The sequence below is a fragment of the Paenibacillus sp. J31R109 genome, from assembly GCF_059692055.1.
Window position 1 is genome coordinate 62,874 of record NZ_JCAUAR010000009.1, and the last position, 13,009, is coordinate 75,882.

The following is a 13,009-nucleotide window of genomic DNA, read 5'->3' on the forward strand; positions in this document are numbered from 1 at the left end:
CTTATCGTAGAGTAGTTGAGGTTGGGCTGTCCCATCTCCTAATTGTAAACAGGTTAATTATACGACTAATACGAGCCTTATTGAAACGTTTCATGCAAAAAAGTAAATTCAGAAAAAGCGCCCTCTCACCATCCGGTGGGAGAACGCTCTTATCAATACTCGTATGTTAATTTCCGTCGACGATGAAGGGAGGTTCTGATGCATTTATACATATAGAACGCAAGCAGCGTCATCTCAAGTCCCCAAATGATGTAAGTCGAGGTTTCGCTTACTTCAATTTGCAAATAGTTAAAGTCAGCAAATTGCTTTCTCACAAATTGGTCTGCCACCATCTTGGCCACATGGTCCACGATCGGCACAAAATCTTTGCCAAACCCCTGCGCCATCATGTAGTCCTGAACTTCAAGCTTGAGCATATCTACTTCACTCCAGGAGAAAGCATGTACCCACCTCATCGAACCATCCGTTGACGGGCTGAAGCTAACGACAAAATCGTTCTTATTGCCGTTCTTCCATTTATCCTGAAGAGCATAACCGTATTCTTGCGGCAGATCCGTCCCCAAATTCACAAAAATTAAATTGACTTGTTTCCACGACTTGGTCTCCCCCGGATTCTCAGGGTCAGGCACCGCTTTGTTCAACTCGGTATTCCACGCCGCCAATGCTTGCAAGGCTTGCAGGCCATTCGGCACAGCGCCTACAATCCTATCGACATGAAGCAGCTCCGATACATGGCTCGGATACCCTGGCAGATCAGGGTAATCTTTTAGATCAATGTCTTCATGTTTAAAAAGACTGTAAGAACTTCGCACCTTATTCACATACAAATGAACGGAAGCTGAAGGCGTCCCCAGTGGAAAATATTTGGCTAATTCGGCTGTCGTATTGGGGGAGCGATCATTAAACCTAGTTCTCCCGTTCATGGACTCGTCCACTTCAAACCATCCGTTGTCCGAGGTTTTAATCTTGTTTTTCGCCTTGTGGTGCTCGTAGTGCCCCGGATTTTGGGTACAGCTCTTGCGGCCGTTAGCATCCGTGGAACATTCTTTCTTGCCCGGAATCCACTCGTCCCACTCTTCTGTGTGCTCCCAGTTCGTCACGCTCCCCGACCAGACCTCTGTATCGACTGTCCTCACATAAAAGTCACCAGCTACTACACCAGCAAATAGGGTGGCAGCCAATAGCGATATCCCCACATATCTCCACCATTTGCGTCCCGTTACGAGCTCAGTGGCAAATCCAACAATCAAAACGAGAAAAAACGCCGACCAATACGCCATGTGCTTACCTCAGCTTCACTTCGTTATCTTTGCCTGTTTGATACGCATCGCTCGTACGATCCGAAGTAATAATAAACTTCTCTGCATCCATGGTTTCAAAATGGAAAATAGCGTTCATCAGCACATGTTTCCGAATATGCGTGTTATACTCACGAACTTGATCAGCAATTTTCTTTTGATTCCGGTCAAACTCGGTTCGCGCCGAAGAAACTTCATTTTGCAGCTTCGTATACAAAGTGCTGCTCATTTGCGGGTTCTGCTCTTGTATCACTTGGAAAAGAGCTTGTGTATTCGTGTAACGACCTGAAATGAGGTCGGTATATACTTTTTTGATATCATCAGCTTGCATGTCAGTGACTTGCGCCATTTCTTTGAACCGTTTCCACATGTTATCGTAGTTGGACTTATTCGCCACATGTTGTGACTTAATTTGCTCATCCAACGCAATGGCTGTCCCCCGTTGTCCCCACACCACGGCTGCCGTGATAATTGCAATTACCACCAATATGCCAATAAAACCAAGACAACCCACGACCAAAATCCCACTCTTGTTCTTCATACAATACCCCTCTGCCTATTATTCCCAATCCTTTCTATTATTCTAGCATATCGAGACGACAAGATATCTCAAGATTTTACAAAATCTTTGATATCAGGAAATAAAAAATACAGAGCAGCGGTGTTAGTTGGTCCACGCACCACGCTCTGTATGCTTTTCCACTCTTGTGATAACTTTTGTTCAACATTAGTCCGTAGTGACAAACCAATCCGCTTTCTGCGTCGCTAGCAGCTTTCTTTGACCTTGGAATTCGTCATAGATGCTGAGCGTATACTTTTGTAGAAATTTAGTATTATAAATGAGTCCTGGATCTGGACTTGTTATTTTGAAATTGTCTCTCTTACCAAGACGAATCTTAACATCTTCATCCGCCGTTGAATCTCCATTAATGACATCAAAATCTTTAAAATCAAATTTCTTTTCAAATCGCTTAATCCCGCCGCCATCTTCAAACACAAGCAGTAGGTTATGACCTTCGGTATTAATTTCTGTCATTTTCTCTTTGGTTAACTCGTAGTTAAATTTCAACGTAAATGCACCGTCCGAAATGGACGTTCCTATTTTATCAATCGAGATCGTATAAGGGAACAATTCCACATTTTTAAGTGTTGTAGCTACATCGCTCTTCTCATCTGGCAGCAAGTAAGCTACTGGGTTCACATAGCCATCCGCGACAGCTTTCTCACCTTCCGACAACTTACCTTCTGTCACGGCTTCTCCTAGAAGTAAATTCATATTTGTCGTGGCGAATCCCTTGGGAACCGATGCCCATACATTTAACAGCGCTTTGCCCGTAGGGCTAATTTTGTTTTTCACTTCCGCGACGTTTGCTGGGAAAATCGTACCGTCCGATGAACGGAAATTAGCAACCAATTTAGACACATTCGTGAATCGCTTCTCCAAATTAGTCGCTTCCACCATCGCCGAATACATCATATTCGTTTTATCTGCATAGGTCGATACGCTTAGAACTCCGTACTTAGCTTTACGTCCGATATCATTAGATGTATAGAATTGCCCCATCCCAATCAATGGAATAGCCTGGAGCTCAGCCTGTGTCGAGAATTCCAGCACATCAGTCGCTGTCGCACTGCCTGTGTTTGTGCCTGTTCCGGTTCCCGTCGTTTCCCCCTCATTCTCTTGGAGAACTAATTTGATTTGTGAGAACTCATACGTATAAGGTACCTTGCCTGCAACTTGCAGGTTGACACTTGCACCCGCTCCTAACCCAATCACTTTAGCTGTTTGAATAAGCTTTGCATCAATTTTCACTGCGTCATCCAATAAAAAGTAGCCGGATAATTTTGGAATAGGCAGCGAATCATCCCCGTTATTGCTTAGCGTTAAATCAGCTGTAAGTAAGTCTTGATCCTCCCACGGCAATCTGTGCAAACCGTTCAGCTGCGCCGTATACACACCTGATTTATTGGTGAAGGTATATGCTTTACCAACAGATCCACCTTCAGGCTGAGAAACCGTTGGCAGCTGGAAATTCGCGACCGCAACATTTAATTTCAAGTCTGCAATCGTCTCCGCAATCGCTAATTGCCAAGCATCTGCAGCAACAGCAACTGGAATTGAACCAGAGAGCTGAATTTCCTTGGTTTCCTTCGGATTAATTTGCAAATCCTTCAATCCTTTGGCTTCCATCGGATACAAGAGACCTTCTGAAGTGCGGATTGAGAAGAGGTACGCAGGAATGGTTACGGTATGACTTCCAACATTCTCTAAGCTTACATACACCGTAGGCACATGATATTTCTCATTCTTGTTGCTGACAAACTTTGTAATCGACGCCTTCACGTTAGTTCCACCAACCGAAATCACAGAGGCAAGATCAGCAGGTGTTACATCTGTATAATCATCGGGAATCGCTACCTCACCTATAATTCGTTCAAAATCCGTTTGGTTGAAATCCCACTTAATAAATTGCACAACAAGATCTTGTAAGTTGGTACTCGCATCCACCGTTGCATAAAACGTCACATCTGTCGTTGAACCGGGAGCTACCCGGTTCTTATCCTTATCTGCCGGAAGTAATCGTACGGAGAATTGCTTGCCGGATTTACTTTTTAGACGTGTCCAATAATCAATAAATTGCAGTTCATTGCTGCCCTCGTTATGGATCGTAATCGTAAATGTCGCTAACTTCCCGCTAGCATTTTGTTGAAGATGAATCTGTTGTAACTCAAAATAACTGCTTCCCGTTATGTTTACCTTCCCCACATCTAATACAGGCGCGGAGGGGCTGCTATCAGCCCAGACGGGGGTAGTCGCTCCTAGCACAAGCATCGCTGACAAGGCTATAGTTACTAGGCGCTTGTGGTGAATTGGGATGTTCATGATGGATTCTCGCCTCCTTCTATATCCTTCTTATCCTGCTGGAACTGCAATTGCTTGATTCATTATGGGTTGCCCGGGTGCTGTTGGGTTTTCTTTCATTTGCTTGATCATGGCATCGCCATCTGTCTGCCATTTTTTAAGTGCTTCTCGTGCCGCCATTTTCCCCTGTAAGACATCACTAAACAGCTTACGACCAATTTCCTGCACCTGATAAATATTAGGATTATTACGGTAAATTTTCGAATTATCTTCCATCGGAGCTGGTGTCACATTATAAAAAGCTTCCATGTGAAAATCCAGTCCTTCTGTAGGTTTTAAGTATTTCGAGCGTGACACCAACATATTTTGACTACGCGATTTAAGTTTAGCCCACTCATCACCATTAATGAACTTGATGAACTTCCAGGCATCATCGGGATTTTGCGATTTGGCGTTAATGCCCATAATGCCATTCATATAAATAGAGCCGCCAACGCCTTTGGCTTCCGGGTGAGAAGGAATCGTTACAACATCCCAATCAATCGGTGTGTAACCTTTATAATTAGCTGCATTTTTATTGGCGTTCGTGAGTTGTGGAAGTTGACCATAATTGAGAATCGACATGGCCAAGCGACCCGACATAAAAGCATCGTATGCAAAAGGATTATTTTGATCAAACCTCTGATTCATTTGTTTCTGCGGATCAGCTACCGGTGGGAACACATTATCTTTTTGCAACTGTGCCATTTTGGCCCATACTTTCTCCCATTGGTCTGTGTCTACCGTCATTTTCTCGCCAGCATCATCAAACATGCTTAATTGCAGAGGGGCTGTATACATTTGCATGCCGTAGAACAAATCCGCACCTTGGGCTTGGGTTGTAAAAGAGAACCCATTGATTCGCTGATCCCCTTCCCCTTTTGCCAATCGTTTGGAAAGATCAAATGTCTCATCCCATGTCATGCCGTCTTTCGGATAATCGACTCCCGCATCTTGAAACATTTTCTTATTATAAATAAGTGCAGAGGAACTGAATGTCGGAGCAAGTGCGTAAATCTTACCACCGCCTGCATTTTTCATACCTTCCATTACGGCTGGGACAATGCCGGCTGTATCGAATTTATCCTTTGTTATGCGTGAATCCAGCTGTAAAAGCAGATTGCTATCGATAATTTCTGGCAACTGTTCATAACCAAGCATGACCACATCCGGCGGATTATCGCCCTGCATTACTTCTTTTAACTTCTCCATCGGGTCTGGCATCTTCTCACCAGGCTGAAGGCCACCGTTCATAAGCTTTTCATCCATCGTTGAAACGATTTCCAGCTTAATGTTCGGGTTGGCAAATTCAAATATTTCAGTGAATTGCTGTGTGAAATATTCATAATTACCACCATACCCCATATTCGTCGCGATCCTCAGCACACGCTCTTGGTTATCGTCTGCTTTCTCCCCTTTGGTACAAGCAACAGCAAGTGGAGCCATTAAAGCTAAAGTTAAGGTTGTCACTATCATTTTACGTTTCATTTTGATTTTCCTCCGACCCTTTGTGGATGAATTGACGTTTGCTCCTCTTCTGCCGAAAGTGCTCTCGGTGCTTTAATTGTGATGGTCTCGCCATCAAACTCCATTGTAGCTTTCCCTTCAATGTTCAGAGCGGTTAAATACGCTTTGGGAACCTGTAGACGGCCTGCACGATCCAACACGACATATTCTTCATGAGCCTCACCTGAGAGCCCCGTCGAAGTCCCCTCTTCGGCTGAATTCGAAGGATTGCGAGCGATAAACTCTGAACTTGTCATTCCATCTCGAATAGCAACGACGCGCCCTACTTTGCCAGCCATGGACATATCGTGAGTAACTATGACAATCGTGACACCCAGTTCCTTATTCAATCGTTGAAAAATAGAAAGAATCATATCCGCTGTCTTCGTATCAACTGACCCCGTTGGTTCATCCGCAAGCAGCAAACGCGGACGATTGGCTAATGAAATCGCAATAGCCACGCGCTGTTGCTCTCCACCGGAAAGCTCCTGTAGTTTATTATTCAAGCGGTGACCCAGACCGACCCATTCCAGCAATTGCTTTGCGTAAGCAGGGTCGTAGTTCCCGCTCAGCATCATGGGCATTTCCACATTTTCGAGTGCAGTCAAGTAAGAAACGAGATTACGTGCATTATTTTGCCAGATGAAGCCGACTGTATGTCGTTTATAATCAACGAGCTGCTTATCTGTAATCTTTAGCAAATCCCAATCTCCGACTTTCACAGCACCTGCGGAGGGGCGATCAAGACCTCCTAAAATGTTCAGCAACGTAGATTTACCGCTTCCACTGTTGCCGATAATCGCCATTAATTCACCGTCATTAATCTGAATATTAAGTCCTTGCAGCGCGACAACTTCGATCTCGTCGGTTTTGTAAATTTTCACTAAGCCTTCGCAAGTTATCATGCTATTTCTCCTCTCCCAGCTTCACTGCTTGGTGAACACGCAGCCTTCTAATATGTAAGAACAGCAACATGGCCCCAGTTAGCATCATGAAAGCAACTACGATATATAACTGGTAGGTGTCCTTGGAATCGAACACGACTCGGAACGGTGGCACCTGTGTCTTCACATTCTGGGACGTTTGCAGAAAGGGGAGGAAGAAATAACTCGTTAGCTTGCCAATTGCAATACCTAACACGATGGATAGTCCAGCTGTGAACCCTTGCTCCAGCAACAACATACCCGTTAATTGCTTACGGGAGAGCCCCATAGCACGCAGAACACCGAATTGTACAACCCTGCTAGATAAGTTAAAGAACCAATACAGCATGTAACCGATCAAAGACACCACGACAGAAACAAGGAAACCCAAGCTAAGAATACCGAATACACCACCTCTTGCTGGGAGCTTCTTCTGGACGATGAGCTCATTGCGAACATCCTTGATGGCAGCAATTTCAATCCCTTTGTCTTGCAATGCCGTAACAATCGGCGTCACCTTAGCGTCTGGTTTCATTTTGAGCCATACGTCATAAGGTATAATTGGTGCTTGATCATAGATATAGTCTAGATTTGCTATGAAAAATGGCGTTTGATCTGGATATTGAGCCGGCCAATACGGTAATATCCCAACAATTACAAATTCCATAGGCTGTTGGCCGATCGAAATGGATAGCAAATCTCCCGCTTTAAGTGCATATTTGCTAGCGTAGCTGGAAGGAATGATAACCGCTTGCTCATAGCTGCCTAGTAAATTCAAATATTCATTTGGATGAGCTGGGAATAAATCAGGACGGAACCATGCAACTTTAGCGAAATCCGTGTTATCGATCCCCATGACAAGTCCCTGCCCGGTAGATTTACCGGATACAACCACATTCCCTTTGGTTTGCATGACTCTAGCAGCAGCCTGAACGCCTTCTAAATCGCGGAACACTTGAAATGGCGGCTCTACATATCGGATTTTGGAAGGCGTTTCCTCGCCAGGCTTCTGACCACCTTGACCTTGACCTTGACCCTGGCCTTGGTTTTGGCCGCCACCAGTACCAGACCCTCCATTTCCGCCTTGAGCTTCGCCACCATTCCCTCCGGGGTTCGGATTCTGTGGCACATCATCCGAGAAACCTTCCCACACGGTTTGAATCACGACGTCAGTCCCATACTGGTACAAGATTCGCTCCGAAGAGTTCAAATCAATCGTACGTGCAGCGGAAGAATTGTACACGCCAAGACCGAGCGTAAGAATGAGCAGCAGCATTAGCGGGTAATAGGCTTTAGCTGAACGTGACAGCTGTACAAGCGTTAAATAGAGCGGCACAGGCAGGAACTTCCGGCCAAACCAACCGAACAATCGCAGCAACCATGGAAAGATGCGTAGAAAGAAAAGTCCCAACGCGAAGATCGAAAGTGCCGGTACGAAAAACAGCAGCGGATGAACTTGCAGTTGATCAGTTGTCATGCCTGTTTGCACAGATAACACTTGACGTTGGTCAAATAAGTAGAAACCATAACCTACAAGCCCCAACAGAACGATGTCGAGAAACCAACGCTGCCATAGTGGTGAACGGTCTGACCTTGCAAGCTGCTGCTTGTAGTTTACGATTGAAGATCTTGCAAAAAGCACAGCTGGAATGACGCTGGCGAGAATGGCAATAAGAACAGCGAGCCCACCGTAGAGCAGCGCTTCTGGTGTAAGGCTGATCGGCATCGACTTGCGATCCACGAAGGTTAGAAACCCACTGGTGGAACCAATGCTTTTCGCCATGAACCAGCCTATGCAGGGTCCAATCAACAGCGCAATTACGCCTAGCAACAATCCTTCTAGGAAGTAGATGCCCACGATTTGCTTCGTGCTGCCCCCACGGCTTCGCAAGATGGCAATCACACCGCGCTGTCGATCCAGCGATTGTCTGGCATTCATCATAATGTAATAGAAAACCATCGCAATCATCGGCGCCGCTAATGTGAATAAGAGAATCTGCATCTGTAGGCTTTGTGTTTTGAATTCGCTTAGAATCGGCTTAAAGGAGACATCTACCTTCGTATTCTTAAGCTTCTGGAACAAGTTGATATCTAGTCGTTCCAAACGGTTATCAAGCGGCGACAATTGACTTGTTTGAATGTCTCGCAGATCGAAAGCATAATACCAATTCGCAAGTTGCAGTGGAATTTTCTTATCCGTCAACAACGTCTTGATGAATGCATCATCGCTAATAATAAGTGCATTGATTAAACCCTCTAACCCTTGAAACCAATATGCGCTCGTTTCGTCCTTCGGCTTGAAGGAACCCACGATCTTGACCTTAAGCAATTGACTGCCGCTTGCACTTGCAACGGAATAATTGAACACGTCACCTACGTGCAAATCGTTGCGGAACAAGGCTTCTTCCATGACGACAGCTTCGATTTGACCATTTTTCATGTCTCCAGAAGCCATTTGGCCATTGGACCATTCGACTTCGTCCTTTAACCCACTTAGTGACGTTAAAGTCATTTGACGACGTTTACTCGGATCAGCTTTGGTCCCTTCAGCAGGAGTTAGCTGTGCTCCTTTAATTGCATAACTACTTGCATATGTATGTATTGGAAAACCTATATCTGTGGGAACATCCTGTTGAATATACGTCTTGACGCTCTCTAGATCATTCAAATCTGCACGTTCTGTTCCTACTGCTTGATACCGCATGAGCAACGAACCTGCCGGAAGTCCCTCGCTCTTAGCTTCTAAGGATTTGGCTACGACACGCTTCAGAGACCCATTGGCATACATAGGAATGCTGGTGGTGAAAGCAACTGCCAAGACAAGACCAAGCAGGGTGCTGAGCGTTAGCCAGCGGGTATTCCACATTTTCCGAAATAAAAACCGCAGCATCGGCATGGACATTAGCGACCTACTACTTTCTGTCCAGCTGTAAGACCTTTGATAATTTCCACATCCGTTGACGTCTGCTGCCCAATCTCCACGTCCACTTCTTTCTTGTTGCCTTGGGCATCAACCACTTGCACATAATTTCGGCCTGAATAGGAGCGAAGTGCCGCAAGAGGAATTGTCGTAGCATTTTCTTTTCTCTGCGTCACAATCGTCACACTTAGCGGTGTACCGCGGTTCAGCCCTTTGGGAAACTCATTCAACTGCACAACCAAATAATTATCAATCGTATCTTGTTCCCCTTGCTGTCCCTGACCGGGGAATCCACCATTATTAGCGTTGTTTCCAGCTTGAGGGTTCGGTAGCTGCTTTACTTTCCCTTTGTGCGAACCAGCTGAATTAATATCCACCTGAGCTTCCATGCCAATCGCTACTTTCTTCGCATCATCTGCACTAATGCTTGCGGCGACAGTTAGTTCATTGAGATTGGCAATAATGGCTACGGATTCACCTGACTTCACGGTATCCCCTTTCTTAGCCGATACGGTGACAATGGTTCCACTGAACGGTGCGAGCAGCTTCGCCTTACCCACTTGTGATTCAAGCTTCGTCAGTTCCTCACGTTTCAGTTCAAAATCAATCTTCGCCTGCTCGATCTGTTCTGGCGACATCTCGTCAGCCTTGCGAAGTGTTTCGATCATCGTCAGCTCATCCTTGCGTGTTTGAAGCTTTTTACGCTTCAAATCGCTTTCGATATCCGATACGTCGAGTTCGGCAATTGGCTGTCCCTGTTCGACGGAATCGCCATTTTTTACAAGTATGGCACTTATCCGTTTAGCAGACATATCCTCCGAGAAAAATAATTTCTCTTCTTGCAAGGCCATTAATCGCCCGCTCCCTCTCACTTTTGTCTCAAGGGTTTCCGTTTTCACCGTATACTCAGGCTTCTTAGACAGCTTCGGTGGATTAATTGACGGAAGTGCTTCTTCATCTTGTTCCTTAGGCAACAGTGCACATCCTGAAGATAGAAGGAGTGTAGAACTTAATACTAATGCTGCGAGTGGTTTCATCGTCCACTTACGTGACGAATCTTCCGTCCACCATTTCATAAACATGATCGGCATCCTCCAAAATTGTTGGGTCGTGTGTCGTCATACAAATCGTAACTTGCTCTGTCGCGATGATGTTGCGAAAAACCGACATAATTTGCGCGCCCATCTGTGAATCCAGCTCAGCAGTTGGTTCATCGGCCAATATGAGCGATGGCCGATGCGCAATCGCTTTGGCGATCGCGACACGCTGCTGTTCACCACCGGAAAGCTCGTAGGGACGATGATGCATCCTTTTCCCTAGACCGACAAGGTCAAGACAATGATGCACACGCTCTTTCCACTGAGAGCGAGGCGTGCCTGCCATCCGCAGCGCCAACTCAACATTTTCCCAAGCAGATAGCAAGGGCATTAAGGCATAGGATTGAAAGATAAAACCAATCTCCTTACGACGGATCAACGTCCTATCATCATCACTGCTATGGTGAAAGTCATGCTCTTGAAACACAATCTCCCCCTTCGTTGGCAGATCCAGCCCTCCGATTAAATTGAGCAGCGTTGTTTTCCCTGAACCTGATCGCCCTTTGAGCATGACAAGTTGCAGCGGCCTCAGCTCCATCTCAATCCCTTTCAGAACATCGATTTGCCCACCTCCAACTTGAAAAGAGCGATGTACATCGCTTACCCTCAACAAAGGTGTATGGGGCGTAATGTTGCGAGTGAAACTGCTACTAGCTAATGGCTCCTCTTCTAAAGCAATAGCCTCCAAAGTGCCTTTTTTACGAAACCAGCTTGTCATGCGTTTTTTCCTTTCATTTCCATATTGTTCGTATGATAAAGTAGACGATGAATGTTGGAAAAAAGTTTCAATATACTGGGAATTAAAATGGTTGACAATTCCAATTTAGTTAACCAATTGGAATATACCCTTAATTGGAAAATACATCCATACAACTAATTACCTATTTTGTTTCATGCGCACGAAAAAAATGGTTCACCGCCAATTTCTTAGCAGTGAACCATTTTTGTTGTGTGCTATTCCTCTTCACCCTTGGCAATCGGGTTATCTTCCCACGAAATCCAGTCGCTCCAGCTTCCGCTGTAGAGCTTCACATTATCAAAGCCCGCTTCGCTGAGTCCCAGCACGTTCGGGCACGCCGTCACGCCCGAGCCGCAATAGACGATGATTTCATCAGCGTCACGCAGTGCGGCAAAATGCTGTTCCTGCTCCGCAGCTGACAACCAAGCGCCGTTCTCGCCGAGAACGCCTTTCCAGAAGAAGTTGCGCGCGCCTGGGATGTGGCCAGCCACCGCATCGATCGGCTCTTCCAAGCCGAGGTAGCGGCGCTCCTCGCGCGAATCGACGAGTACGGTGCCTGGACGGCCGAGCTTGTCCTTCACTTCGTCCATGCTCGCTAGCATGGACCGGTGCACCTTCGGTGAGAAGGTGCGCGGGAATACCGCAGGCGCTTCAGCAGAAACTGGATACCCAGCAGTTTTCCATGCACTGTACCCTTGATCCAATACATAGACCTCGGAGTGGCCGAGGAATTTCAGCATCCACCACAAGCGCGATGCCATGGCTCCGCCTTGATCGTCATAAGCAACGACGGTCTTCGTGCCGTCAATGCCGAGACTGCCAACGAGGATCGAGAACGCACCTAGATCCGGAAGTGGATGTCGTCCGCCATGCGCCATCAATGCACCGGATAAGTCCTTTTCTAAATCAACGTACACCGCTCCTTCAATATGATCCTGATCATACTGTTCACGGCCTGATTCAGGCTTGCCCAATGCAAAACGACAATCCGCTATTACGATATTTGCATCCCCTAGCTGCCCTAGCAGCCAACTCTGACTAACGATATTCTCCACGGTTCTGCCACCTTCCCCAACCTATAAATTAGTCGCCAAGCCCACTTGTGGGATTAACGGAGTAGGAATACCAATGATTGCGGTCTCCACCCATTTTATCGTAAAATGCTTGCGCGCGTAAGTTATCTTGTGCGGTTACCCACGATAAATTGGCATATCCGTGTCTAGCCGAGTATCCTTTGCAAGCAGCAAAAAGCTTGGCCGCCGCACCATGTCCACGCTCTGCTTCTACAACAAACAAATCGTTCATCACCGCAACTTTGGAGGCACGCAGCGTGCTGAAGGTAAAATATAAGGTCGCAAAGCCAACCAACGCCCCTTCCTCGGTCTCAGCAACAAATTGAATGCCCACTTTCTGTTCGAGAAGTTCATGAATCAAAACGTTCAGCTTCTCGTCATCAGGTTGTCGGTACTCATAAAAATCCACAATATAAGCGAGCATTAAAGTTTTGAGCTGGGGGATATCAGACATTACGGCTTCACGAATGGTCACTTGTGTCATCACGGGTGCCCTCCTTATTCTTTATTAGGTATGGTATAACTAAAATGGGAATCTGATCTTGCGTTAT

Annotated in this window: 10 protein-coding genes; all 10 read right to left on the minus strand. The window is 46.0% G+C overall.

Annotation, left to right across the window (positions count from 1 at the left end):
* Nucleotides 1-152: 152 nt before the first annotated feature.
* Nucleotides 153-1,280 (minus strand): hypothetical protein, encoded by a 1,128-nt coding sequence (locus tag AC58QT_RS21695; protein ID WP_497410865.1) that lies wholly within the window; start codon nucleotides 1,278-1,280, stop codon nucleotides 153-155.
* A 4-nt stretch (nucleotides 1,281-1,284) separates the two neighbouring features.
* The gene (locus AC58QT_RS21700) at nucleotides 1,285-1,839 is read right to left on the minus strand and encodes a hypothetical protein (RefSeq protein ID WP_497410866.1); all 555 of its coding nucleotides are present in this window, start codon (nucleotides 1,837-1,839) and stop codon (nucleotides 1,285-1,287) included.
* A gap of 186 nt (nucleotides 1,840-2,025) precedes the next feature.
* Nucleotides 2,026-4,182 carry a hypothetical protein gene (locus tag AC58QT_RS21705; protein WP_497410867.1) on the minus strand — a complete coding sequence of 719 codons (2,157 nt, stop codon included), beginning with the start codon at nucleotides 4,180-4,182 and terminating at the stop codon, nucleotides 2,026-2,028.
* Nucleotides 4,183-4,212: 30 nt separating this feature from the next.
* Entirely contained in the window at nucleotides 4,213-5,688 is a 1,476-nt protein-coding gene (locus tag AC58QT_RS21710; protein ID WP_497410868.1) for an ABC transporter substrate-binding protein, read from the minus strand.
* Nucleotides 5,685-6,611 (minus strand): ABC transporter ATP-binding protein, encoded by a 927-nt coding sequence (locus tag AC58QT_RS21715; protein ID WP_310501849.1) that lies wholly within the window; start codon nucleotides 6,609-6,611, stop codon nucleotides 5,685-5,687. The genes AC58QT_RS21710 and AC58QT_RS21715 overlap by 4 nt, the downstream gene beginning before the upstream one ends.
* Nucleotide 6,612: 1 nt before the next feature.
* Nucleotides 6,613-9,525: an ABC transporter permease gene (locus AC58QT_RS21720; RefSeq protein WP_497410993.1), complete on the minus strand. Its 2,913-nt coding sequence runs from the start codon at nucleotides 9,523-9,525 to the stop codon at nucleotides 6,613-6,615.
* A 5-nt stretch (nucleotides 9,526-9,530) separates the two neighbouring features.
* The gene (locus AC58QT_RS21725; RefSeq protein ID WP_497410869.1) at nucleotides 9,531-10,631 is read right to left on the minus strand and encodes an efflux RND transporter periplasmic adaptor subunit; all 1,101 of its coding nucleotides are present in this window, start codon (nucleotides 10,629-10,631) and stop codon (nucleotides 9,531-9,533) included.
* On the minus strand, nucleotides 10,594-11,364 hold the full coding sequence (locus AC58QT_RS21730) for an ABC transporter ATP-binding protein (RefSeq protein ID WP_497410870.1): 771 nt from the start codon (nucleotides 11,362-11,364) through the stop codon (nucleotides 10,594-10,596). Before AC58QT_RS21730 ends, AC58QT_RS21725 begins: the two co-directional genes overlap by 38 nt.
* 236 nt (nucleotides 11,365-11,600) lie before the next feature.
* A complete protein-coding gene (locus tag AC58QT_RS21735) occupies nucleotides 11,601-12,440 on the minus strand; it encodes a sulfurtransferase (protein ID WP_497410871.1) in 840 nt (279 codons plus the stop codon).
* A gap of 28 nt (nucleotides 12,441-12,468) precedes the next feature.
* On the minus strand, nucleotides 12,469-12,942 hold the full coding sequence (locus tag AC58QT_RS21740; protein WP_497410872.1) for a GNAT family N-acetyltransferase: 474 nt from the start codon (nucleotides 12,940-12,942) through the stop codon (nucleotides 12,469-12,471).
* Nucleotides 12,943-13,009 lie beyond the last annotated feature (67 nt).